Here is a 21,211-nt window from a genome sequence, read left to right on the forward strand (position 1 = left end):
CAGCCGAGCGAGCACCAGTCCGCAGAGAACTGCCAGGGAGACCGCGCCAGCGGCTACCGGCAGAACCCTTCTCGCGCGGCAGGTCGACCTGCACAGCAGACGTGCACGTCGACTGAAACCACCCGAGAGCCGAACCATCTCTCGACTATTGCACGCCAGACGGAACTTGGTCGGACACTGCTGGATCCGAGGGTGCTGGATCCGACGGTGCCGGATCCGACGGTGCCGGATCCGACGGTGCCGGAACGGATGGAGTCGGAACGGATGGAGTCGGAACGGATGNTCTGCCGGAGCCGGATCGCTGGCTACGGGGCTGCCCGGTCTCGGATCGACCGGTGCCGGCTTCGCGGTCGACGAGAAGGTGCTCACGTGCCCCGGAGTCGCTGCCGACGACGAGTGCGCAATGGGGAGAAGCAGAGCCTCGAGCGTCGCGCACAGTGCGACCGACAACCCGCTCGATGGTGGGTTGAGGCACGGGGCTGGCACGCACGGAGAACCGTTTCCGGCGCCTCGAGGATCGTCAGTGATTCCGAGGGCGACCAGGACATCGACGCCGACGAGCCCCAACGCCAATTGCACGTTGATCCTCGTCAGCAGGACTGCCTGAAGCAGTGGCTGGTCGACGTAGAGCTCGAGATGAAGACTCCCCGTGCCGCTGACGGGACAGGCTGGTGGACCGTTGTCCCAGACCCCGGCCCCTGCCGAAGCCGGGACCGAAACGGAATCGGAGAACTGCGCGGTCGTGGTTCCCGCTGGACTCAGCGCGACGCCGAGCAAGAGACACACGATGCCGGTGAGGAAGACGCTGCGCAAACGTGGCCTACGCATGGACGGGCCTTTCAGTGACGAGCAGGCTGATCGGCTTGAGGGTGCGAAGGAGATCGACGGCTGCCTCGACCTCGTCCTCGGCAGGCGCGAGCAGGAGTTGGCACGTGGCCTCGTCCTGGCCCACCAAGATGGCGTCGTGCGAGTGAGCCCAGTCCTCAGGTGACCCGCCGGCGCTCGCCAGCTCGGAGCGCTGCAGCGAGACCAGGATCATCGGGCGGACAACGAGCGCCGGCGCTACGTAGGTGTCAGGATCAACCTGACCATCCGTGTTGCGACGGCGTTCGCGGAGAAGGCTCCAGAACTGGGCAATCGAATACCCTCCCAGGCCTAGCATCGCCAGAAGGCCCAGCCCACTGGTGCCGTGGAGTGCATCCCGGACCGCACCGAGGTAGGGCAGGTGGAACCATACCCGCCCGCGGATCGCCGTGGCCGGGACCGGGTCTGCGTCCGCGCCACGGTTCGCGTCGCCTTTGAAGATGAACGATGCCGGGACGGTGCTCCTGTCGATCCGGACGATCCGGTGGGTGATGAACTCGGCGACCCCCGGCTTCGCCTGGTAGGTCGCTATGTCCCCGACCTGCAGCGTTCTGGTGTCCACCGGTCGATCCAGCACGACGGATCCCACCGGGATGGCCGGTGTCATGCTCCCGGTGAGAACTGTCAGGGCCGAGCCGTGTGTCGCCCGGGGAAGAACGATCAGCACGGCGACCGCGCCCAGGACAACGAGTCCGAATAGAGCCAGCACGGCAACAGCCACCCAACGCAGACTCGCGCGGAGCCAGTGTCGAGTTGCTGACGTGCGTTCCGGTGTCACGTTGCCTCTTCGGTAGACGGTCGGTTCGCTGGGGAGGGCCGCTCGGGGGAGGAGCGGCCCTCCGTCAGGCGTGATGGATCAGATCTGCTCGAGGTCGAACCGGAAGTCCCAGGTGATGGAGTCGCCCTGGACCTTGTTGTCCGCAGTCGAGAGAAGCTGCACGACCGCACGGACACAGGTGGCCTGTCCGGGCGCGAGCGCCACGACCGGGATCTTGGTGTTGGCGAAGGTGTTCACGTAGGTGAAGTTCTGCACCACCGAGTTCGGGATCCCTGCCAGCGGGGCAACGCTGCTGCACTGACCGGTACTCGACGGGCCGTACTGGATGATCTCGATGCGCGCCTCGGAACCCAACTCGCCGTTGTTGTTGCCAGCGGCGTTGTCACCACATGAGGTCGAGGGGCTGTAGCCAGGAGCCGTGATAATGGCTTCGTTCCCACCGTTCTCGGCAGCTGCTTCGGAGTTGGACGTGCAGCCGTCCTCGTGGTTCACCAGGTTCTTCAGGGTGATGTAGAGCTCTCCGTTGGGAACCGACTGGCCGTCGTTGCTAGCGATGTAGAAGTCTTTCGACTGGCCCTGGCCTGGCGCAAGGGTCATCGATTCGGCCGTCTGTGTGCCCTGGTTGACGTTGAGCACCAAGTGACCAGCTCCCGCGACATTGCCGGTGACGCTGCCGAAGTCTGACCAGGCCGCGTAGGTAGCACCGCCGGCTGCGAGGGTGATGCACGCGACGCCGGCAAGGGCGCCCTTGACGAGTTTGCTGTTCATGGTTTCTCCATAGGGCGAGAGGGGTTGGCGAGCCTCCGGATGACGCCTGCACTAGGCCCGATGTGGCTCCGACCGCGGCCACCGTCGGCCTTGATCTCGTCGAGGATCGCCGTGGTCGACCCCGTCGCGCATCGTCAAAGTTGTTGAATCTCGGGGGTAGCAACTTCAACAAATCTGACGATGCGACACCTCGCGTCCCGCAGGGATGCTGAGCGCGAGGTCGACCAGCCCGGGCGATCTCATCGAGAACGTGAGGAGCATGTCGTGGGGCTGCTGTCCACGTCGTACAGGTTCGTCGTGCTCGTGGTGCTCGCATCTGCACCAATGGTGGGGCTCTCACCGGCGACGGCCTCCGGCGGCTCGTTGCTGATCGACGTCCCGGGCGACGCCCACGGTTTCGTGCATGTCAGCAACACCCCGGTCTTCAGCGATCTCAACCTGGCGCCAGGTCTGACCACCAGCGGCACAGTGTCCGTACGCGACAGCTCTAGCTTTGCGGCGGACCTCACGTTGCGGGCAACGGACTTGCGCGACCTCGAGAACGGGTGTCTCCGACCGGAGACCAACGACGGTGACGTCACCTGCGACCCTAACGGCGGCGAGCTCTCGAAGTGGCTGGTGCTCACGGTGCGCACTGCGGCTGGTGCTCAGCTCTGGCAAGGCACGCTGGCCAGCCTCGGTTCCTCCGGGGCCGCCTTGGGGTCGATAGACCCCGGAGAGACCGAGACATTGGCCATGTCCCTGGAGTTCCCGCGCAGTGCTGGCAACGACACCATGTCTGACTCGACGGCGTTCGAGCTGCGCTTCTCCGCAAAGAGCGAAAACGGCGGCACAGCGGTGAGCGCGCCGGCGAGCACGGTCGGTTCGAACGGGGTCACAGCGAGCCCTGGGCATGGCGGCGTGCTACCTGCGTCTGGCAACCCGATCACCGCCCGGATGCTCGGGATCGACCTGTTGCTGCTCGCACTGGGTTCGAGCCTCGTCTTCGCTGCCAAGCGCTCCGGAACTGATCGACGTCGCGACGCTTGAGCAGATGAAAGTCGTTGGCTTGCGGCCGACAGGCTCTACGCGATGTTGCGCCCACGGCCCAGGACCGTTTGATGCGCACGGCAGCATTGCCGATTCTTCCCGCGACCTCTGCAGGCCCGCCCGGGGAGAACTTCCCACGCATCCGAGGACTTCGCACCATCGTGCGTGGGAAAGTGACCCCACCAGACTCGACAGCACCGAGGCCGCCCGGCCTCCCGAGTCCAGGAGTCATCATGTCTATTCCTCCAATCTCCACCTCGAAGGCCGCTGCTGCGGTTATCAACGCGATGATCAGTCTCGTCGGTCTCGCTGTCTCGATCGCACCGCTCCCCCTCGGGTCCGACGGCGTCTCTGACCGCACCGACCAGCCCCCGTTCGCCGTCCTGGTCGTCGGCGTCATCCTCGGCGTCCTCGGCCTGGTCGGCAGCCTCGGCATCTGGCGGGGGCTGCGCTGGGGCGCGTTCCTGACGATCGCCGTTCGCGGGTTGGACGGGCTCAGCTCGTTGTTCGGTGTGACCGCGGACGACCTGACCCTGCGATCACTCGCCATCCTGAGCGTTGCGGCGGCCGTGCTCGTCATCTTCCTGATCCTGCGCCGAGACCAGGAACCGGCTGAGTCGTGACGGCCACGGGACAGGCGACGCCGAGGGCCACCCGATGGCCCTCGGTCGTTGCCGGCGTCCTGACGGTGTCGTTGCTGGTGACCGTCGACGTCACCGTCGGCGCAGTCCTCGGTGCCGGCGGTCGACCGCTTGCCGCAGATTGGCGGAACCTCGTGGCATTCGCGCTCGTCGCCGCGGCCGCGGTGCCGGCCTGGCGCTGGTTCGACGAGAGCGTTCACGAGCTCGCCTCTCAGCACCACGAGCCGTACGCCGCGATCCAGGCGATATCCGGCCCGAGGGGCGACGCACCCACCCTGGCGGAGGCCATTGCGCGTGCCACGCACCTGGACTGGGTCGAGGTCGACCTCGACGGCATCGAGTCGAGCGGCGCACGGCGATCTGGAACGACCAGCGTCGAAATCCCGATCGCGTACGCAGACCAGAAGCTCGGTGTCATCCGAACCGCCGAGCGGCGCCAGGGTCGCGGCATCACCCGTGCCGACCACGCGGTGCTGAGCGAGCTGGCGCACCAGCTCGCTCTCCGAGTCATCGCCGAGCGGGCGGCCGTACGCGCAGTGGAGTCCCGCAACCAGGTCGTCACGGCTCGCGAGGAGGAGCGCCTCCGGATCAGGCGTGACCTGCATGACGGGCTGGCTCCGTCGCTCGCCTCGATCCAGCTGCAGCTCAAGGCGTTGCAGCGCCGGGTCCACGATCAGGAGGATCTGCGACCGACGGTCGATGGGCTGCTTGCCGATCTCGAGCACACCTCGAGCGACTTGCGCCGACTGGTCTACGGACTTCGTCCCCCGCTGCTCGATGAGCTCGGCATCGCCGGGGCGTTGGAGCACCAGTTCGCCGCCCTCGACCGACCGAGTCTGATCATCGACGTGAAGACCGAGGCGCTGCCTGCAGCCGTCGAGGTCGCACTGCTGCGGATCGCGACCGAGGCGGTGCACAACGTCGTGAAGCACTCCCGAGCCGATCGGGTCGAGGTCACCATCGTCCGCGAGGGCGAGCTCATCCGGCTCACGGTGTCCGACGATGGGACCGGGATCCCCGCCGACGCCCGACCCGGCATCGGCCTCGCGGCCATGCGCGAGCGCGCCGACGAGGTGGGCGGCTCCCTCTCGATTGGTTCTCACCCCGGAGGAGGCACCGCCGTGGTTGCCGAGATACGAGACGCGCCGTGATCAGGACCCTTCTCGTCGATGATCACGCCCTCTTCCGCCGAGGCGTGCGGGCGCTGCTGGCGACCATGCCCGACGTTGAGGTGGTGGGAGAGGCCGACAGCGGTCCAGCCGCGGTCGATGAGGCGCGCAGCCTCCAACCTGACCTGGTCCTGCTCGATCTCCAGATGCCCGGCGGCGGTGGGCTCGACGCCATCCCAGCGATCCTGAACGAGTCGCCCAGCTCCTCGATCCTGGTCGTGACGATGCGGGAGGACAGCACTGCGCTGCGGCAGGCTCTTGTGCTCGGCGCCCGCGGCTACGTGCTCAAGGACACCGACGGCGAGAACTTCATCCAGGCCGTCTCGACTGTGGGCCTGGGGGACGCCTACATCGGCCGCGAACTCGCCGTACAGCTGGCCGGGCTCCTGCAAGCACCGACGCCGAGCTCGGCCTTCCCGGAGCTGACCGAGCGTGAGCGAACCATCCTCCAGCTCATGGCCCGCGGAGAAGCCAACGCCGACATCGCACGAAGCCTGCACCTGACGACCAAGAGCGTGCAGAACTACGTGAGCCGCATCTTCGCCAAGCTCGACGTCGCCGACCGGTCCCGAGCCATCGTGATCGCCCGCGAAGCGGGACTGCACGTCGAGTAGGCCCGTGCTTTGGAACAGCGGGTCGATCCGACGACATCGGTGAACAGCCGTCGCGTCCCGGACATGCCCGAATCAGCCGATGAGCGGGCAACTCCGCGGGCGGAGACGTCACTGATCTACCAAGACCCGATTCCGGCCACCTCCGCGGCTACCGCCTGCGCGACGAATGCCCGCGGGGGTGTACTCGTCGCGCGGGTTACCGGTCCGCATCGGTGCATGCGACCCACGTGAGTGACCTGTTTGCTTGGGCTCGGCTACATCCTGAAAAGTGAGGCGTGGAGTCCGGCGATCTCTGCCTCGAGCTCGAGGACCCGCTCGATCCCCGCGAGGTTGAGGCCGTCATCGAGCGCTTCGACGTAGTCCGAGGAACGAACCGGGATCGTCGCCTTCGTGCTGGCCTTGGGCATTTCGGATCGCTGTGGGGTTTGGTCCCGCTCTTCTTCCACCATCGGGGACAGCCAAAGAGCCCCTAACCGGAGGGCTGAGGGGACTGCCTCTTTAGTCGTCGTCGATGTCTGGATCTGTGGCTGGGTCCAGCGGGTCGCCCGGGTTCCCCGGTGAGATCGGATCGCCCGGCGGCTGGGTCTGCGGATTGCTCGGGTCCAACGGTTCGGTGGTCATCGCAAGCTCCGCGCTCAGACCCGTGCTCGGCCGTTGAAGATCGAGACGCCACCTGGACCGACGAGGAGGCCGACGATGATCAGGACGAGTCCGAAGAGGATCGCTCCCTGGATGAGCTCGACGATGCCGACGACGACCAGTACGACGGAGATGAGCCAAAGGATGGTGCCCATGGGACTGCTCCTATCTGTGCTTGACCACACGGTTGTGGCACTAGGTGGGCAGTACCCGGAACAGGCTTCGAGAAACACTGCATCGTCCTCCGGGTCCAGCGCGCGTTTGCACACGATCGGGCCGGGTACCAGATCGTTGATCGAGGAGGTAGCCATGCCGAGAGGTCAGTGGAGCGCCAAGCGCGAGCGTCAGTACGAACACATCAAGGACGGACTGGAAGACCGCGGTCGCAGCGAGGACGAAGCAGAGGAGATCGCCGCCCGCACGGTGAACAAGGAACGAGCCAGGAGTGGCGAAGCGCGCGAGAAGAGCCGGACATCCACCGACGACATCTCCTCGGGTCGGCGGGGCGGACTGCGCTCCCACAAGGGACCCGGAGGCCGCACCCGCGACCAGTTGTACGCCGAAGCGCGTAAGAAGAACATCAAGGGCCGTTCGTCGATGAACAAGGCCGAGCTGGAGAGGGCGGTCGGCCGCTGACCAGCTTGTCCCTCTGGGACAGCCGAGGACCGTCACGCGCGCGGGTTCCCTCCAGCCAGGCCGACGTGGTGGTGATCGGCGCCGGCGTTACTGGCTTGTGCGCGGCCCTCCTCCTAGCTCGAGCGGGAAAGGACGTCGTCGTCCTCGAGGCGAACCACGTCGGGTCCCTCGCGTCAGGCCGCAACACCGGGAAAGTTTCTGTGCTTCAGGGCACCAAGCTTTCACGACTGTTGGGCGCCCATCCTCAGTCCGTGGCGCGCGCGTACGTTGAAGGGAATCAGGAGGGCGCCGCCTGGCTCCGGCGTTTCTGCGAGGACCACTCAGTGGCCTACCAGCCCCGTTCGGCCATCACGTACGCCGCCAGCACCGATCAGATCCCGGCTGTCGCTGCCGAATTACGTGCGGCGGAACTGCTCGGCCTCTCAGCTAGTTGGCAGACATCGCTGGCCACGCCGTTCGAGGTACATGCAGCGGTCACGGTCGCCGATCAGTTCCAGCTTGACCCGGTTGAGCTGGTCCTCGTGCTTGCCAACGAGGTAGAGCGTCATGGGGGCAGGATCGGCGAGGGACAGCGCGTCGTCGACGTCTCCTGGGCCAAGCACCCGGTCGTCCGCACCGAAGACGACCAAGACTTCGGTTGCCAGCAGGTTGTCATGGCCACGGGTTCCCCGATCCTGGATCGCGGGTTGTACTTCGCCAAGCTCGAAGCACACCGGTCCTACCTCCTGGCATTCACCGGAGCCGACATCCCTGCCGGGATGATGATCTCGGCGGGGTCCGATGTGCGCTCTCTGCGTGACGTCCCCGGAGATCCATCCGTACTTCTTGTCGGCGGGGGCGGGCACGTCGTCGGCCGCGGTATCCCAGAACTTGATCAGGTGGAGCGTTTGCGGGCCTGGGCCGCGGAGGCATACCCCGGCGCAGTCGAGACCCACTCCTGGTCAGCGCAGGACTACGCCTCTCACGATGACATCCCGTACGTCGGCCGGCTCCCCCGACGCATGGGCAGCATCTGGGTGGCCACCGGCTACAACAAGTGGGGCCTGTCCAACGGAGTTTGCGCTGCTCTTCGGATCAGCGGCTCGATCCTCGGAAGCGCGCCCTCCTGGGCCCGTCCGCTTGAACGTCGGATCACCAGGCCCAGGAGTGCAGTCAACCTGGTGCGGCGCAACCTGAACGTCGGAGCGACCGCCGTCGCTCGGCTGATCTCAGCGCAGACACAGACAGTTTCGGAAGACTTCCCACAGCGCACCGGAGACGTGGGCCGTAGTGGGGTCGACCCGCGGCCGGTAGGTGTCGTGGCGGAAGGCTGCTCAGTCCGCGCGATCTGCACGCACCTGGGTGGCACGCTGCGCTGGAACGACGCCGAACGGTCCTGGGACTGTCCGCTGCACGGATCCCGATTTGCCGCGGACGGCGCCGTGCTCGAAGGCCCGGCCGTACGTCCGCTCACACGCATGCGCCAGTCCGGATCGGGTACCTCACATGAACAACCGATCGAAGGAGATGACCATGGGTCTCGATGACCGACTGGAGAACCGTGCTCAGGACCTTGCCGGTCGCGGCAAGGAAGCCGCCGGCGCAATGACCGATGACGAGTCACTGAAGTCGGAGGGCAAGGCCGATCAGGCGAAGGCCAGCGTCAAGGACAAGGTCGAGGACGTCAGCGACAAGGTCGAGGACGCGAAGGACAAGGTCAAGGACAAGATCGACGACGTCCTGTGACGTCCTGATCTGACCGGTGATGTGACTGCCGCCCGCCGCGCGTATGCGGGGCGGGCGGTTAGTCGTTGAGCAGTCGGACGACGGCGCGGTCGAGTGCGTCGGATCCTCCGGGGATCGGGTCCAGAACGGTTCCGGACTCGAACAGGTCGATGATCCGCGGATCTACGTAGGCTGATCTGGCTACGGTGGGCGTGTTCCCGAGCAGTTCGGATGCCGCGACGACGGCTTCGCGGATGCGCTTCTTCCGTCCGCTGGCTGAGGTCGGGATCGGGCTCTCTGCGAGCACGACGGCAGCGGTCACGGTTGCGTGCCAGGTTCGGAAGTCTTTCGCCGTCATGTCGAGCCCTGTCACCGCGCGGATGTGCTCGTTGAGCTCTTCGGCCGTGATCGGCTTCCAGCGGGCACCGACCTTCGAGGCGAGCAAACGCGCGCCCCCCGGCCGCTTCAAGGCAGATTCCAGGGCCGAGACCAGGTTCGGGTCTTCAACAAGGACCTCGTGCTCGATTCCGGCCTTGCCGGAGAACCGGAACATCAGGACGCTGTGCTCGCGTCGTACGTGGTGCCGCTCGAGTGTGGTCAGTCCGTGACTCCCGAACTCGTCGGCCGACTCCTCGGACCCTGGTCGAAAACACCCGAGGTCGATCAGCCGTACGCCGGCTGCGAGAACGCGGCGCCGCTCGACGTCGTCGTCGCCCGCGGGCGCCAGCAGCTGGTGGCGCAGCTTGCGCCGCATGCCGGGGAACGTGCTCGCCAGTGCAGTGACTCGTTCGAACTTCTCGAGGTCGCGCTGCTCGCGCCACTGCGGGTGGTACAGGTACTGCCGCCGGCCGGCATCATCGGTACCGACGGCCTGAAGGTGACCGCGTGGGTAGGGGCAGATCCAGACGTCGGTCCAGGCCGGCGGGATCACCAGGTCGCGGACCCGTTCGACGTCGTCCGCCGCCAGGGGCTCGCCGTGCTCGTCGAGGTAGCGGAAGCCGCGGCCGTGCCGGATCCTGCGCCAACCGGGCTGCTGGCACGAGACGGTCCGCAGCCTCACCCCGGAGCCTTGGCCAGGGACGCGTCCTCGGCGACAGCATCCGAGGCGATCCGCACCACGCCGGCGTCCCAATCGATGTCCTCAACGGCGTCGCAGTCGATCAACCGGATGTGCCGGTGCAGCCGCTCCACCAGGGATTGCACCATCCACGGCCCGTTGAAGTCACCACGGTCGTAGCCGAGCAGTGATCCCGGGCGGCCGGGTCCGATCACGAGCTGTCGCATCGGCCAGCGGTCCTTCCTGGTCGCTTCCAGGCGTACGTCGAGGACCTTGCCGCGCAGCTCCGGGTGCTCGGTTTCGATCTGCATCCCGAGCAGTTCCCCCATTCGGTGCAGCGTCACTCCCGATGTTGCCGCTGGCTGCCGGTCGAGCAGTCCTGCGCGCTCGACGTTCAACTCGATGCCGGAGCCGAGGTGCTCGATGGCTTCCAAGGGGAAGGAGAGCGGTACGTCCCGGTCGGCGTACTGGATCCCGAGGCTGACCCAGCGCTTGCGGAGCCAGTGACCAGTGCGGCTCGACATCCGCGGCACCAGGGCAGCATGGCCGGCGAGCACCCGGGTCACCGCCGCCGGCGAGCCGTCGTCGTAGTAGGAGAGCTCCAGGTCGTCGACCTTGCAGACCAGCAGACCGTCGCAGTCGCCGACCTGGCGATCCAGCAGATGGAGCGCGGCGTCGAAGCGCCCTCCGTCCAGTCGGTTGTCCATCACGACCCCATTCCCGTGACGATCAGCAATGGGATAGCCACGATCGAGGCGACCACGACTAGGACCAGGTAGACGCTGCCGAGGGTGTTCGCGAGCATCCCGTTGGTGTGCTCGCCCATGTAGTCACGGTCATTGGCCACCACCAAGATCGGGAAGTACGTCAACGGCAGCGCCACGGCCGAACCGACGACCGATATCTCGGTGACCATGATCGGGTCGACGCCGGTCATCAGGACGGCGACGGCGAGCAGGGTGCAGACCACGATCACGAGGTGGAACCTGGTCGCCTTGCCCGGGCCGACGTACTTGCCCCACTGGAAGCCGAAGTACTGGCCGAGGCTGTAGCCGGCGGAGAGTCCGGTCTCGCACGCCGCACCGAACGTCGCGGCGACGAACCCGACCAGCACGATCGCGATGCCGACCTTGCCGAACGCCACCCCGATCGGCATCCCGACCTGGCTCAACGAGGCGACGTCGATGTTCGCCGGTCCGAAGACGACGGACGCACAGCCGGCGATCGCGAGCGAGAGTAGCCCGCCAAGCGGAAACCCGACGAACACGTTGGCGCGCATGGTCGTCAGGTCCTTGATCCCCCACTTCTCCTCCACGCCTCCGGAGGAGAAGAAGAAGACCTCGTACGGCGTCATCGCAGCGCCGAACAGCGCAACCACGTAGTAGCAATATGTCAGCCAGGTCTCGTCACCGGGTTTGGCGACCGCGACCATCTGGTGGGTCAGGTCCCCCCAGGCGGGTGACAGCTTCCAGAGCGCCACGGCGAAGACGACGAGACACAGTCCGAGGAGGCCGAGGACGTTCTCCATCAGTGAGAACTTGGCTCGCCACAGCACCAGCCACACCAGCAGCCCGACCAGCGGCACGACCAGGACCTCGTTCACCGAGCTGACCAAGGTCAGCGACAGCGCGACACCGCCGACCTCGGCGATGAAGGTCAGCACAGTGACGATCAAAGAGGCCAGGAGGTTGAGCAGACCCATCCGGGGACCGAGTCGCTCCCGGACGAGGTCGAAGGTGCCGCGCTTGCTGCACGCAGCGACGCGGCCGGACATCTCGGCGAACACGCAGATCCCCAGAACACCGACCACCACCACGAGACCAAGGGAGAGGCCGAACCGGGCACCGACCTGGGCGTTGACGACCAGGTCACCGATGTCGACGAAACCGCCGATCGCGGTGAGGATGCCCAGGGCGAGGGCGAAGACCTTCTTCATCAGCCGACCAGCTTCTTCTGCAGCTTCTCGACGCGCTGGTACTCCGCGTCAACGGCCCGGTACGCCGTGCGGCGCTGTGCGTTCGAGGTGGGGTCGGCCACGGCAGCCTGGTTCAGCGCGGTCAGGGATTCCTCGATCGCCCGGACCGCGGCAGTGTTCTCGGTCTCCTTGGATGCCGGCGGTTGAGCGGCCAGGTAGCCCGAGGTCTCGGTCTGGAGGACGCGGAGGGCGTCACGCAGAGACACCGCGGCGTACCGGGCGGGAAGGCGCCCGTGGGACTGGTTGTCCAGTATCAGTCGGGCTGTGCCGAGGCCGCTCAGTGCTGATCCGAGGGCTTTGTCGGTGTCGGACTTCCACGACGACTCCGATGCCGGAGCTCCGGCTTGGACAGCACAGCCAGAACAGAGCAGCGGGAGCACCAGAAGCGCCCCCGCTGCTCGACGTAGCGGCTTCAACCCGATGGTCGTCAACCGCAGGCGGCTCAACGGATGCGACGCTCTTCCACGACCGGCGGCTCGTCGACAACCGTGCGACGTCGGTAGCGGTCGCTCACCACCAGGGAAAGGACGATGGCGAGGATTCCGCAGACGATCAGGATCGCTCCGAGCGCTCCGTCATTGATGAAGTTCAAGTCCACGGTGACAACGTCGAAGGCCAGGATCAAACCAGCCGCGAGAAGAACGATTCCAAGTCCGATGTACATGTTCGTTCCTTTCCTCGTCCGCGATGCGTAATCGCGGAATGGATGCCCTCCTGCAGTGCCCAGAACCGCGTTATCGAAACTCGCGCGGGCTCAGGTCTGGACGTGCATCACCGCTTGGTCGACGGTGTCGTACATCGCGAACACTTTGTCCAGGCCCGTGAGGTGCAGCACCCGGCGGACGTTGGGACGTGGTCCGACGAGACGTACCCATCCGCCCCACCCGTTCGCGCGCCGGGCGACGCCCAGCATCGTCCCGATGGCCATCGAGTCCACGAAGGTGGTGCCCGAGAGGTCGATCACGATCCTGCTCGTCTCGGGGGTCGCTGCCTCAAGGAAGGTGGAGCGGAGCAGGTCGAGGTTTGAGAGGTCGAACTCTCCGACGGGGCGAAGGACGATCGTGTCGCCGTGTTCTGATCGGGAGATGTGTGGAAGAGACATGCTGACTCCTGGCGGAGCCGGGCAACAGCCCGAGACCGTCGGTCCCGCCTTCTTGAGACCTTAGATGCATTTGTAGTCACAACTGCGTCGGTGCGCAACGGGGTCCGCTCAACGTAGTGAAACGAGCCGGCGCCCCACTCCCAGAGCTGTGGCAACAGCCAGCTCGATAAGGGTGGGCGAGCCCGTGGCGAGAGCACGTTCGCGCGCGATCCACGACCGCTTGAGGCGCTCGGAGTTGGAATCCTTGCGCGCTCGTTTGGCCGCTGCTCGAGAGTTCTGGATCGGCGGACGATGAGTGGCCTTCTGGTCGTTCTTCCGCTTCTCGCCAGCCCGTTTGAGATCTTCGTAGTTCTGCTGTGCCTCTTCGGCGGGTTTCTTGGACATGGTCCTGCTCCTGCGTTGGTGTCCTTCGAAATTGAGTTGCCCGACGCGAGCGGGGTCAAACCCGATAAGGGGGCGGGCCCGTGCGCTCTGGGTTTGACGCTCGAGCCCTAACCAATCGCCGAGGCGCCTCAGCAATCGCCCTGACTGACATGTGCCCCGATAGATCCATCCAAATCAGCCTCCGCGAAGCGAGCCGGGTGCTTGGCACAGTCGGCGCTTGCGGTTTATCGTCCGAAATGTGATGCGGCTCGAGCAGCGCGGCCGCGGGGTTCACGTGGTTTCGTGGGGGGCTTAGATCATGGGTGGCCAGTTCTTCGACGCCGACTCCATCGCAGAGATGGCGCTGCAACTGCACAGCGAACCCAGCACAATCGAAACCCTCGACCGGGTCCTGGACTACGCCCTTCAAGCGGTCGACTGTGATTTCGCCGGCGTCACGTTCGTGCACAAAGGGCCCAGGATCGAGACCGTCGCCGCGACCCACCCCCTCATCGAGGAGATCGACCAGGTCCAGCTCGACATCGGACAGGGCCCGGACATCGACACCCTCGAGGGCGGCCCCGTCATCGTCGTTGACGACACTGAGAACGAGTCCCGATGGCCTGCATGGGCCGCTCGGGTAGCCGGCGCCGGGATCCGCAGCCTGCTCGGTGTCCGCCTCGCGACTAGCGAGGAACTCCTCGGCACGCTGAATCTTTACAGTCGCCTACCCCAGAAGTTCGACCTCGACGACCAGGCCGTCGCGCACGTCCTGGCTCGTCACGCCGCTGTCGCCATCGCCGCCGCACGCAAACAGGAAGGCCTTTGGCTGGCAGCCGATGCCCGCAAGATCATCGGCCAGGCCCAGGGGATCTTGATGGAGCGCTATGACCTCGACGCCGAACGATCCTTCGCCGTCCTTGTCCGCTACTCCCAGGACAACAACATCAAACTGCGCGAGGTTGCACGCCAACTCGTTGAAACCCGCAGCCTTCCTGCGGCGTCTCCCGAGCTGCTCGCCTAGAGCTCGGCCTGATCCTTGAGTTCGGCGGCCAGCTCTGCTTTGCTCCTGCCAGACGCAGCGTCCAGATCAAGATTCTGGGCTTGCTGGACCAGTTGTTCCCGGGTGATGTCGTCGGGCTGCTCGCCCAGAAGGTTTGCGCGCACCTGCGAGAACCGCTCAGCGAGGTCGCGCAGCTCGTCTTGGCTCATGCGCTCGCGCATCGCGGGCAGCACGGTCGTCTCTTCCTCCTCCACGTGGTGGCTGATGGCATCGACGAGATCCTGGAGTCGGCTCTCGAACTCGGGGGCGTCAGGGTCGGTCTCGGCGAGCCGAGCGAGGAGCTGGTCGGCTTCGAGATGCTCCTTCTGGCCGTGTTCAACGTCTTCGGCACCTCCAGCCTCGGCGGCCGCGGGGTAGACCTCCGCTTCCTCGGCGCGGCTGTGCGCGGTCAGCAGGGCGGTGAGTACTGGCAGGTTCAGTGCCCGTGTGGATGGGTCGTTCTTGAGTACGTCGAATAGGCGTTCCACCTCGCGGTGGTCGCTCATGATCAGGTCGACGACATCGCTCATGGGTTCTCCTCAGCTCTCCGCCGGCGCGGGGTGGGTCTGCGGGTCCAGGTTCGGGTCGACCGGGATCGGCCGGGAGGTGCCCGGCACGATCTGCGGCTCAGGACCGGGGTCGACGGGAGGGTCGATCTGCGGACCGCTCACTGGTTTCCCACCTCACCGGGAGCCACTTCGCCACGCCATCCGCCGGACTCGACGCCACGTGACTCGATGAAGGACTTGAATCGCTTCAGATCGCCCTCGGCGCGACGCTCGACGATGCCGAGGACGTCCCCAGCCTTCTCGATGATGCCCTCGGGTTCGAACTCGAGGCGCAGCGTCACGCGGGTGCCCGGTGCTTCGGGGGTGAACGAGACGGTCCCCTGGTTCGTGGTGCCGTCCGTGGAGCGCCAGGTGACGCGCTCGTCGGGGGTCTGGTCGATGATCTCGGCGTCCCACTCCCGGGTGATGCCATCGATCTCGGCCTTCCAGTGCACGTGGGTGTCGTCGAGCTGACGGACCTGTTCGACGCCCTCCATGAACTTCGGGAACGACTCGAACTGGGTCCACTGGTCATATGCCGTCCGGACCGGCACCTCGACGTCGATTGCCTTCTCAATTGTGCTCATCTGTGATCCTCCTTCGTTGGTGGGGTGGTACCCGTCGGGTCCGGGCTCATTCGTCGGTTCAGGCTCGTCGCACAGTCACGGAAGCGAACTGGGCGAGCACCTCGGGGATGGTTCGTCGGAGTGCTGAGACGTCGTCGAAGACGCGGATCGCACCGGCGTCGAGGAGCGCTGCGCGGCTGACTCCGCCAGTCAGAACGCCGATCACGGGCGTGCCAGCACGCTCCCCAGCGCGTACGTCCCACACGGTGTCGCCGACCAGAACGCCGACGTTGCCGTTCACTGCGTCCATGGCGAGCTCGATCAAGTCTGGAGCGGGCTTGGTGGCGTCGACGTCTGCGCTGCTGACCAGCGGGAACGTATCCGGAGCGAGCTCCAGGATCTCCAGGGTCCGCTCGATGTGCGCCTGGTTCCCAGAGGTGGCCAGGACCACCTCCACACCCGAGTGGCGAAAGCTCTCGAGCGCGGCAACCGCGTCGTGGAACGGTTTCACCTCCGCGAGGCATTCATCGTAGGCAGACCGCCAGCGATCGCGCACCTCGTCCCCGACCATGCGTTCCACCGTTTCGCCAGCGGCTTCCGTGACCAACTGGTCACCCCCCATCCCCATGCACCGGTGCAGGCGCCAAGACGGCACCACAACTCCGACAGCACGGAAGGCACGCGACCACGCGAGCAGGTGGTGGTACGAGGAATCGACGAGAGTCCCGTCGACATCGAAGACAACCGTGTCCAGCATGCGCACCTCCGTGGTTCTCGTGCCCGGTTCCAGACCGACGCATGCGCACGGGCGCGTGATCGTCCCCAGATCGGGTATCGCTGAGAAGGTCCCCAGATCGGGTATCGCTGAGAAGGCAGCAGGCCCAACGGAAGGAGCCGTCATGACGAACCGGAACCACGACCCCGATGAGCCGTTAGGCGACGTAACCTCCGACCCGGCTCGCGACGACAGCACCGGCAGCGACTGGTCAACGGAGGGCGGTGCCACCCAAGAAGGGCCGGCAACCGACATGGATCACGACGACGGTGAGGACACGGGCGACGGAGCCGGATTGGCAGGAATCCTGCCGCTCATCATCATGTCCGTGCTCGCCATCCTCGTAGTCGTCTGGCTGTTCGCCCACTAGCGTGCGCCGGAGCTCCTAGGGGGCGATCGCTGCAAGATCGACCGACTGATCGCGCAGCCGACCGGGAGGCACGCTGCTTCCGACGATCGCCTTGATCGGATCGATCGCGTCCCAGTCGTTGACATGCATGCCGGCGAGTACCTGGTCACCCTTGAGCCAGAACGCGGTGAACTGGTCACGCGGATCACCACGCAGGATCACCTCGTCATAGCCGTCCGAGCCGACGTAGCCGACGTACTCCATGCCGAGGTCGTACTGATCGGTGAAGAAGTAGGGCAGTCGACTGTAGGGCTCTTCGGCGCCGAGGAGGTTGTGGGCGGCGAGTTTCCCCTGCTCGATGGCGGTGTCCCAGTGCTCCACGCGGATCCGGCGCCCGAGGACAGGGTGGAGGTGATTGGCGACGTCACCGGCCGCGAAGACGTTCGGGTCCAGGGTGCGCAGCCGCTCGTCCACAAGGATCCCGTTGTCCACCTCCAGGCCGGCAGCGGCTGCTAGGCCGTCGTTGGGTGTCACGCCGATGCCCACGACGACGAGGTCGGCCTCGATCTCGGCTTCGTCTTCGAGGCGGACGGCGCTCGTGCCGGAACCGTCCGACTTGAAGCTCTCGATGCCGGCGCCCAGGCGCAGGTCGACGCCGTGCGACCGGTGCAGCTCGGCGAAGATGGTGGCGACCTCCGGTCCGAGGACCCGCAGCAACGGCAGCTCCGCAGACTCCACCACGGTGACGGACGATCCGGCCGTCCGGGCTGCCGCGGCGACCTCGAGCCCGATCCAACCGGCGCCCACGATCAGGACGCACCGATCGGGGCCGAAGGCAGCCTTGAGGGCCCGTGAGTCCTCGAGCGTGCGCAGGTACGCCACGGATCCGGCGTTCTGGTCGGCATCGGCCAAGCGCTTTGGGGCCGCCCCGGTGCTGATCAACAGCTGGTCGTAGCCGAAGGTTTCGGATCCGACCGCGATCCGCTTGCCCTCGAGGTCCAGAGCCGTGACCTCGTCGCCGAAATGCAGCTCGACGGCGTTGTCGACGTACCACTGCTCGTCGTGGACGAAGATCGAGGACTCGTCGTCCTTGCCGAGCAGCACGCCCTTGGACAGCGGTGGCCGGTTGTACGGGACGTGTTCCTCCGCGCAGAACAGGTCGACTTGGTCCTCGTGCCCGAGTCGCCGCAGCTCCTCGATGGCATGAGCGGCAGCAAGGCCACCGCCCACGATCGCGATCCTCACGTCAACTCCTCACAGCAACGCTGAAACCTGCCGTCAGTGCGGCACATCCCTCAGTCCAGCCTCCATCGGTTCCTCAGCCTCCTCGTCGACCGGGTCCACCCGGTCGAGAGGCGCCTCCGGGTCGAGGTCGGCATCGCCAGGCGGTCGTGCCTCCTGCTCGATGTCGTCCACCATCTCCGGGTCATCGATCGCATTTGGGTCGATATCTGGGTCACTCATGGCCTATTCCTCCACAAGTAGCGACTCCCAGGTCGATACCCACTTCCCCGGTCGCTACTCGCTCGCATGACAACGGAGCGAGGCTGCCGCGCAGGGTCGTCTTGGGTTCCTAGACGTCCTCCAGTGCCCCCTACCTGGTGAGACGTCTCGTCAGGCGGGCCACAGTGTCGAACACGTGCACCTGCAGCGGGCCCTGCCGGACGATGTCGCGGCGAACTGGAGGTGCGTCAAACCGCCGCGTCACGGACGCCCGGACCTGCCGATGAGCGGACAGTCTTAGGTCGACTCGGACTGAGCCGTCGGATCGGGGCGACAAGCTCAAGGGGCCTTGAATACAGGCGGCCTCCTCAGAGCCCTCGGTTCGCGACGAAAGGGACCCGCGCCCCAAACAAATCCTCGTGACCTACCCATCTAATCGGCGCGGGGCGCCGAATCACTGTGGACCAGATCCTGGAGCAGCTGCGCATGTTCCCCACAATGGCGCGAGAGCGGGCCAGTCCTGATGATCTCAGTAGGCAAGGTTCCCGCGAAGCCCGGTCGATCGCTGAATAGGCCTGGGCAGCGAGCTCGGTACGACGCTGACGTCCGCATCCTGAGCACGGTGATCCTGGTCGCCGCGTTGGCGCTCGTCACCTACTGGTGGATCGACGGAGGCGGCTTGACCGATCTCGGCGGCTGGGCCAGCGGACTCACATCCGTGGGCCGGATCACCGGTCTGGTGGCCTCGGTCCTGCTCCTCGCGCAGATCCTGCTGATGGCACGTCTTCCGGCGATAGAGCGCGCGTTCGGCCAGGACCGGTTGGTCGGTCTGCACCGCTGGATCGGGTTCACCTCGTTCAACCTGATGGTCGCCCACATCGTCACGATCACATGGGGCTATGACGGCGGCACCCTCCCCGCGTTCCCCCGCCAGTTCTGGAACCTGGTGACCACCTTCCCCGGCGTGCTGCTCTCCGTCCTGGGATCCGCCTACCTGGTCGGCGTCACGGTCACGAGCATCAAGGCCGCACGGCGCAAGCTGCGCTACGAGTCCTGGCACCTGATGCACCTCTACGCCTACCTCGGCGTGGGCCTCGCGATACCTCACCAGCTCTGGACCGGACAGCAGTTCGTCGGTTCGCCCTCGAAGACCCTCTTCTGGTGGACGGCTTGGGGAGTGACGATGGGGACGGTCCTGGTTTGGCGGGTCGGTCTGCCGGTCACGGTGAACCTGCGTCACCGGCTCAAGGTCGAGTCGGTCGTCGACGAAGGCCACGACATGTGGTCGGTCAACGTCACCGGTCGCGATCTGGGACGCCTCAAGGTTGAAGCCGGGCAATTTTTCAACTGGCGGTTCATGAGCGGGCCCGGGTGGTCCCGATCCAACCCCTACTCGCTCTCCGCCGCTCCCGATGGCCGGACGCTGCGCATCACCGTGCAAGGCGTCGGGGACGGCAGCAACGCCGTCTCCAGCCTCCGCCCGGGAACGCGCGTCTTCGTCGAAGGCCCCTACGGTCGTCTCAGCAACAGGCCGAGGACACAGAGCCGACTGGCCTTCATCGGCGCCGGCGTCGGGATCACCCCGCTGCGCGCGCTGGCCGAGGGGCTGGACTACGAGCCCGGCAGTGCTGTCTACCTCGAGCGGTTCACCTACGATCCGCTCTTCCCCTCCGAGAGCACCCTGCTGGCCCAGCAGCGAGGGCTCCAGGTGATCCGCTCCGGTGGACCTCGCCGCGCGCCGGACTCCTGGATCGGCTCAGCGTCCGGCGATGGTGACGACCTCACCACGCTGCAGGCGTGGATCCCTGACATCGCTGAGCGCGACGTCTACATCTGCGGGCCGGTGCCTTGGTCGGAACTGGTCTTGAAAACACTCCGTGACGCCGGGGTCCCCGACGCTCACGTCCACATCGAAACGTTCGCATGGTGACCCGATGAAACGCATCTCCTTCTGGCTCCTCAGCACGATCTCCGGGCTGGCGCTGGCCTTCAGCTACTACACCTCGACTGCAGGCTCGGTCGCCTCGGCGAACTCGGCCCCGGTCGGCAGCGCGTCGAGCGCCAAGGTCGACGCCTCAAAGGGACCCGTCACGACCTTCGACGGCAAGGCAGTCCCGACCCGCTACGGCCCCGTGCAGGTCCAGCTCAGCGTCCAGGCCAAAAAGATCGTGGCCGTCAAGCTGCTCAAACTGCCGACCGGCGCCATGGACCAGTTCATCGCCAAGCGCAGCATTCCCACGCTCATCAAAGAAACCCTCAAGTCCCAGAGCGCGCACATCGACATCGTCACGACCGCGACCTACACCAGCGACGGGTACATCAGTTCCCTGCAAAGTGCCCTCGACAACGCCTCCCTGTGACCAGCGAGCAGAGGATCGAACGCCGGGTCGAGCACCTGATGGGGATGCCCGTGAACCTCGCTCTGCGCGGAAGGTTCGCCAACGGCGAGAAGGCGGACTGGGCCTGGGCCGAGATCGTGGAGTTCCTCCGCAGCGTCGATGCCGTGTTCAGCACCTACCGCCCGGACTCGGTGATCTCCAGGCTCGGGCGTGGCGAGCTCGCCCTTGCTGACTGCCCCAGCGAGGTCCACGAGGTACTGGAGCTCGGCGAGCAAGCCCGGGTCGAGTCCGACGGTGCCTTCGACGTACGCCGATCGACAGCCGGTGGCGGCATCCAACTGGACCCCAGCGGCGTCGTCAAAGGATGGGCGATCCAACGAGCAGCCAGCATCCTCGACGACCTCGCCGACACCGACTCCTGCCTGTCAGGTGGTGGCGACATGGTCTGCAGGGTGCGCACCTCGAGCTCCCCCGGCTGGCGGGTAGGGATCGAGGACCCTCACGACCCCACGCGGATCCTCGCCGTCCTCCCCGTCCATGACGGTGCCGTCGCCACCTCCGGGCTGGCCCAGCGGGGGGCCCACATCACCGACCCGCGAACCGGTGATGTCCCCACCACACTCGCCTCGGTCACCGTCCTCGCCGACGACCTCACCTGGGCCGACATCGACGCAACCGCCGCCTTCGTCATGGGTGCGGACGCCGCCGCATGGTTGGAGGGCCGGGGACGAACCGGGGTGATCGTGCCCTCCACCAGCGAGCCAGTGATGTTCGGGTACGCATCTCGATCGGAATGAGCTCTCCGCCAGC

30 protein-coding genes are annotated in these 21,211 nt (G+C 66.2%); 12 read left to right on the forward strand and 18 right to left on the reverse strand.

What is annotated here, in order from left to right:
* Positions 1–820: 820 nt before the first annotated feature.
* The gene (locus tag EFL95_RS14920; RefSeq protein WP_183407173.1) at positions 821–1,585 is read right to left on the reverse strand and encodes a signal peptidase I; all 765 of its coding nucleotides are present in this window, start codon (positions 1,583–1,585) and stop codon (positions 821–823) included.
* A 135-nt stretch (positions 1,586–1,720) separates the two neighbouring features.
* Positions 1,721–2,410: a hypothetical protein gene (locus EFL95_RS14925; protein ID WP_123234690.1), complete on the reverse strand. Its 690-nt coding sequence runs from the start codon at positions 2,408–2,410 to the stop codon at positions 1,721–1,723.
* Between the two features lie 264 nt (positions 2,411–2,674).
* Here EFL95_RS14925 and EFL95_RS14930 point away from each other — a divergent pair, with 264 nt between their 5' ends.
* The 4 genes from EFL95_RS14930 (at position 2,675) to EFL95_RS14945 (ending at position 5,863) form a co-directional block, all read left to right on the forward strand.
* Positions 2,675–3,439 (forward strand): hypothetical protein, encoded by a 765-nt coding sequence (locus EFL95_RS14930; protein ID WP_123234691.1) that lies wholly within the window; start codon positions 2,675–2,677, stop codon positions 3,437–3,439.
* A gap of 233 nt (positions 3,440–3,672) precedes the next feature.
* Complete coding sequence (locus tag EFL95_RS14935; RefSeq protein ID WP_148045064.1) at positions 3,673–4,062, forward strand: hypothetical protein; 390 nt, start codon at positions 3,673–3,675, stop codon at positions 4,060–4,062.
* Positions 4,059–5,231 carry a sensor histidine kinase gene (locus EFL95_RS14940; protein WP_123234693.1) on the forward strand — a complete coding sequence of 391 codons (1,173 nt, stop codon included), beginning with the start codon at positions 4,059–4,061 and terminating at the stop codon, positions 5,229–5,231. The genes EFL95_RS14935 and EFL95_RS14940 overlap by 4 nt, the downstream gene beginning before the upstream one ends.
* Positions 5,228–5,863 carry a response regulator gene (locus EFL95_RS14945; RefSeq protein ID WP_123234694.1) on the forward strand — a complete coding sequence of 212 codons (636 nt, stop codon included), beginning with the start codon at positions 5,228–5,230 and terminating at the stop codon, positions 5,861–5,863. Before EFL95_RS14940 ends, EFL95_RS14945 begins: the two co-directional genes overlap by 4 nt.
* A 254-nt stretch (positions 5,864–6,117) precedes the next feature.
* On the opposite strand, the gene EFL95_RS19580 is transcribed toward EFL95_RS14945, so the two are convergent.
* From EFL95_RS19580 to EFL95_RS19585, 3 genes are all read right to left on the reverse strand, one after another.
* Positions 6,118–6,270, reverse strand: a complete 153-nt coding sequence (locus EFL95_RS19580) for a MerR family transcriptional regulator (RefSeq protein WP_183407174.1) — start codon at positions 6,268–6,270, stop codon at positions 6,118–6,120.
* A gap of 91 nt (positions 6,271–6,361) precedes the next feature.
* The gene (locus EFL95_RS20070) at positions 6,362–6,484 is read right to left on the reverse strand and encodes a hypothetical protein (RefSeq protein WP_281272218.1); all 123 of its coding nucleotides are present in this window, start codon (positions 6,482–6,484) and stop codon (positions 6,362–6,364) included.
* Positions 6,485–6,498: 14 nt separating this feature from the next.
* Positions 6,499–6,657, reverse strand: coding sequence for a GPGG-motif small membrane protein (locus tag EFL95_RS19585; RefSeq protein WP_183407175.1), 159 nt, complete (start codon positions 6,655–6,657; stop codon positions 6,499–6,501).
* 154 nt (positions 6,658–6,811) lie between these two features.
* Between EFL95_RS19585 and EFL95_RS14950 the strand changes: the two genes are divergently transcribed.
* The 3 genes from EFL95_RS14950 to EFL95_RS14960 all read left to right on the forward strand — a co-directional run bounded on the left by EFL95_RS14950 (position 6,812) and on the right by EFL95_RS14960 (position 8,863).
* Positions 6,812–7,138 (forward strand): plasmid stabilization protein, encoded by a 327-nt coding sequence (locus EFL95_RS14950; RefSeq protein WP_123234695.1) that lies wholly within the window; start codon positions 6,812–6,814, stop codon positions 7,136–7,138.
* A gap of 71 nt (positions 7,139–7,209) precedes the next feature.
* Complete coding sequence (locus tag EFL95_RS14955) at positions 7,210–8,664, forward strand: FAD-dependent oxidoreductase (protein ID WP_246004992.1); 1,455 nt, start codon at positions 7,210–7,212, stop codon at positions 8,662–8,664.
* Entirely contained in the window at positions 8,651–8,863 is a 213-nt protein-coding gene (locus EFL95_RS14960; protein ID WP_123234697.1) for a CsbD family protein, read from the forward strand. The genes EFL95_RS14955 and EFL95_RS14960 overlap by 14 nt, the downstream gene beginning before the upstream one ends.
* A 58-nt stretch (positions 8,864–8,921) precedes the next feature.
* Here the strand turns inward: EFL95_RS14960 and EFL95_RS14965 are convergent, their stop codons facing one another.
* The 7 genes from EFL95_RS14965 to EFL95_RS19270 all read right to left on the reverse strand — a co-directional run bounded on the left by EFL95_RS14965 (position 8,922) and on the right by EFL95_RS19270 (position 13,360).
* Positions 8,922–9,902 (reverse strand): DNA topoisomerase IB, encoded by a 981-nt coding sequence (locus tag EFL95_RS14965; protein ID WP_183407177.1) that lies wholly within the window; start codon positions 9,900–9,902, stop codon positions 8,922–8,924.
* Positions 9,899–10,606 (reverse strand): hypothetical protein, encoded by a 708-nt coding sequence (locus EFL95_RS14970; RefSeq protein ID WP_123234699.1) that lies wholly within the window; start codon positions 10,604–10,606, stop codon positions 9,899–9,901. The genes EFL95_RS14965 and EFL95_RS14970 overlap by 4 nt, the downstream gene beginning before the upstream one ends.
* Positions 10,606–11,835 (reverse strand): NRAMP family divalent metal transporter, encoded by a 1,230-nt coding sequence (locus EFL95_RS14975; protein WP_123234700.1) that lies wholly within the window; start codon positions 11,833–11,835, stop codon positions 10,606–10,608. Before EFL95_RS14975 ends, EFL95_RS14970 begins: the two co-directional genes overlap by 1 nt.
* Positions 11,835–12,080, reverse strand: coding sequence for a hypothetical protein (locus EFL95_RS14980; protein WP_123234701.1), 246 nt, complete (start codon positions 12,078–12,080; stop codon positions 11,835–11,837). Before EFL95_RS14980 ends, EFL95_RS14975 begins: the two co-directional genes overlap by 1 nt.
* A 236-nt stretch (positions 12,081–12,316) precedes the next feature.
* Positions 12,317–12,538: a DUF6458 family protein gene (locus EFL95_RS14985; protein ID WP_123234702.1), complete on the reverse strand. Its 222-nt coding sequence runs from the start codon at positions 12,536–12,538 to the stop codon at positions 12,317–12,319.
* A 90-nt stretch (positions 12,539–12,628) separates the two neighbouring features.
* Positions 12,629–12,976, reverse strand: a complete 348-nt coding sequence (locus EFL95_RS14990; protein WP_123234703.1) for an STAS domain-containing protein — start codon at positions 12,974–12,976, stop codon at positions 12,629–12,631.
* Positions 12,977–13,084: 108 nt separating this feature from the next.
* Positions 13,085–13,360, reverse strand: coding sequence for a hypothetical protein (locus EFL95_RS19270; RefSeq protein WP_148045066.1), 276 nt, complete (start codon positions 13,358–13,360; stop codon positions 13,085–13,087).
* A gap of 298 nt (positions 13,361–13,658) precedes the next feature.
* Between EFL95_RS19270 and EFL95_RS14995 the strand changes: the two genes are divergently transcribed.
* Complete coding sequence (locus tag EFL95_RS14995; protein WP_123234704.1) at positions 13,659–14,363, forward strand: GAF and ANTAR domain-containing protein; 705 nt, start codon at positions 13,659–13,661, stop codon at positions 14,361–14,363.
* Here the strand turns inward: EFL95_RS14995 and EFL95_RS15000 are convergent.
* From EFL95_RS15000 to EFL95_RS15010, 4 genes are read right to left on the reverse strand one after another with little or no spacing between them, the layout of a single operon-like run.
* Positions 14,360–14,911, reverse strand: coding sequence for a hemerythrin domain-containing protein (locus EFL95_RS15000; RefSeq protein ID WP_123234705.1), 552 nt, complete (start codon positions 14,909–14,911; stop codon positions 14,360–14,362). The two genes, EFL95_RS14995 and EFL95_RS15000, sit on opposite strands and share 4 nt — an antisense overlap.
* Before the next feature lie 9 nt (positions 14,912–14,920).
* Positions 14,921–15,052 (reverse strand): hypothetical protein, encoded by a 132-nt coding sequence (locus EFL95_RS20075; RefSeq protein WP_281272220.1) that lies wholly within the window; start codon positions 15,050–15,052, stop codon positions 14,921–14,923.
* On the reverse strand, positions 15,049–15,516 hold the full coding sequence (locus EFL95_RS15005; RefSeq protein ID WP_123234706.1) for an SRPBCC family protein: 468 nt from the start codon (positions 15,514–15,516) through the stop codon (positions 15,049–15,051). Before EFL95_RS15005 ends, EFL95_RS20075 begins: the two co-directional genes overlap by 4 nt.
* A 58-nt stretch (positions 15,517–15,574) precedes the next feature.
* The gene (locus EFL95_RS15010; RefSeq protein ID WP_123234707.1) at positions 15,575–16,252 is read right to left on the reverse strand and encodes an HAD family hydrolase; all 678 of its coding nucleotides are present in this window, start codon (positions 16,250–16,252) and stop codon (positions 15,575–15,577) included.
* Between the two features lie 142 nt (positions 16,253–16,394).
* On the opposite strand from EFL95_RS15010, the gene EFL95_RS15015 reads away from it, so the two are divergent.
* Positions 16,395–16,640 (forward strand): hypothetical protein, encoded by a 246-nt coding sequence (locus tag EFL95_RS15015; RefSeq protein ID WP_123234708.1) that lies wholly within the window; start codon positions 16,395–16,397, stop codon positions 16,638–16,640.
* 15 nt (positions 16,641–16,655) lie between these two features.
* Here EFL95_RS15015 and EFL95_RS15020 read toward each other — a convergent pair whose 3' ends face one another.
* Both EFL95_RS15020 and EFL95_RS15025 read right to left on the reverse strand, forming a co-directional pair.
* Positions 16,656–17,864: an NAD(P)/FAD-dependent oxidoreductase gene (locus EFL95_RS15020; RefSeq protein WP_123234709.1), complete on the reverse strand. Its 1,209-nt coding sequence runs from the start codon at positions 17,862–17,864 to the stop codon at positions 16,656–16,658.
* 33 nt (positions 17,865–17,897) lie between these two features.
* A complete protein-coding gene (locus EFL95_RS15025) occupies positions 17,898–18,083 on the reverse strand; it encodes a hypothetical protein (RefSeq protein WP_123234710.1) in 186 nt (61 codons plus the stop codon).
* A gap of 601 nt (positions 18,084–18,684) precedes the next feature.
* On the opposite strand from EFL95_RS15025, the gene EFL95_RS15030 reads away from it, so the two are divergent.
* The 3 genes from EFL95_RS15030 to EFL95_RS15040 are packed head-to-tail and all read left to right on the forward strand — an operon-like array spanning position 18,685 to position 21,198.
* A complete protein-coding gene (locus tag EFL95_RS15030; RefSeq protein WP_221176401.1) occupies positions 18,685–19,992 on the forward strand; it encodes a ferredoxin reductase family protein in 1,308 nt (435 codons plus the stop codon).
* A gap of 4 nt (positions 19,993–19,996) precedes the next feature.
* Complete coding sequence (locus EFL95_RS15035; RefSeq protein WP_123234712.1) at positions 19,997–20,422, forward strand: FMN-binding protein; 426 nt, start codon at positions 19,997–19,999, stop codon at positions 20,420–20,422.
* The gene (locus tag EFL95_RS15040) at positions 20,419–21,198 is read left to right on the forward strand and encodes an FAD:protein FMN transferase (RefSeq protein ID WP_246004961.1); all 780 of its coding nucleotides are present in this window, start codon (positions 20,419–20,421) and stop codon (positions 21,196–21,198) included. Before EFL95_RS15035 ends, EFL95_RS15040 begins: the two co-directional genes overlap by 4 nt.
* Positions 21,199–21,211 lie beyond the last annotated feature (13 nt).

This window comes from Nocardioides marmorisolisilvae (assembly GCF_003725775.1).
GTDB classification, from domain to species: domain Bacteria; phylum Actinomycetota; class Actinomycetes; order Propionibacteriales; family Nocardioidaceae; genus Marmoricola; species Marmoricola marmorisolisilvae.

Coding starts and splice junctions, on each gene's coding strand:
- EFL95_RS15035 (WP_123234712.1), top strand. CDS start 19,997: ATGAAACGCATCTCCTTCTGGCTCCTCAGCACGATCTCCGGGCTGGCG.
- EFL95_RS19585 (WP_183407175.1), bottom strand. CDS start 6,657: ATGGGCACCATCCTTTGGCTCATCTCCGTCGTACTGGTCGTCGTCGGC.
- EFL95_RS14975 (WP_123234700.1), bottom strand. CDS start 11,835: ATGAAGAAGGTCTTCGCCCTCGCCCTGGGCATCCTCACCGCGATCGGC.
- EFL95_RS14985 (WP_123234702.1), bottom strand. CDS start 12,538: ATGTACATCGGACTTGGAATCGTTCTTCTCGCGGCTGGTTTGATCCTG.
- EFL95_RS15025 (WP_123234710.1), bottom strand. CDS start 18,083: ATGAGTGACCCAGATATCGACCCAAATGCGATCGATGACCCGGAGATG.
- EFL95_RS19270 (WP_148045066.1), bottom strand. CDS start 13,360: ATGTCCAAGAAACCCGCCGAAGAGGCACAGCAGAACTACGAAGATCTC.
- EFL95_RS14935 (WP_148045064.1), top strand. CDS start 3,673: ATGTCTATTCCTCCAATCTCCACCTCGAAGGCCGCTGCTGCGGTTATC.
- EFL95_RS15000 (WP_123234705.1), bottom strand. CDS start 14,911: ATGAGCGATGTCGTCGACCTGATCATGAGCGACCACCGCGAGGTGGAA.
- EFL95_RS14950 (WP_123234695.1), top strand. CDS start 6,812: ATGCCGAGAGGTCAGTGGAGCGCCAAGCGCGAGCGTCAGTACGAACAC.
- EFL95_RS15010 (WP_123234707.1), bottom strand. CDS start 16,252: ATGCTGGACACGGTTGTCTTCGATGTCGACGGGACTCTCGTCGATTCC.
- EFL95_RS14995 (WP_123234704.1), top strand. CDS start 13,659: ATGGGTGGCCAGTTCTTCGACGCCGACTCCATCGCAGAGATGGCGCTG.
- EFL95_RS14925 (WP_123234690.1), bottom strand. CDS start 2,410: ATGAACAGCAAACTCGTCAAGGGCGCCCTTGCCGGCGTCGCGTGCATC.
- EFL95_RS19580 (WP_183407174.1), bottom strand. CDS start 6,270: ATGCCCAAGGCCAGCACGAAGGCGACGATCCCGGTTCGTTCCTCGGAC.
- EFL95_RS15015 (WP_123234708.1), top strand. CDS start 16,395: ATGACGAACCGGAACCACGACCCCGATGAGCCGTTAGGCGACGTAACC.
- EFL95_RS14960 (WP_123234697.1), top strand. CDS start 8,651: ATGGGTCTCGATGACCGACTGGAGAACCGTGCTCAGGACCTTGCCGGT.
- EFL95_RS14970 (WP_123234699.1), bottom strand. CDS start 10,606: ATGGACAACCGACTGGACGGAGGGCGCTTCGACGCCGCGCTCCATCTG.
- EFL95_RS14990 (WP_123234703.1), bottom strand. CDS start 12,976: ATGTCTCTTCCACACATCTCCCGATCAGAACACGGCGACACGATCGTC.
- EFL95_RS20070 (WP_281272218.1), bottom strand. CDS start 6,484: ATGACCACCGAACCGTTGGACCCGAGCAATCCGCAGACCCAGCCGCCG.
- EFL95_RS15005 (WP_123234706.1), bottom strand. CDS start 15,516: ATGAGCACAATTGAGAAGGCAATCGACGTCGAGGTGCCGGTCCGGACG.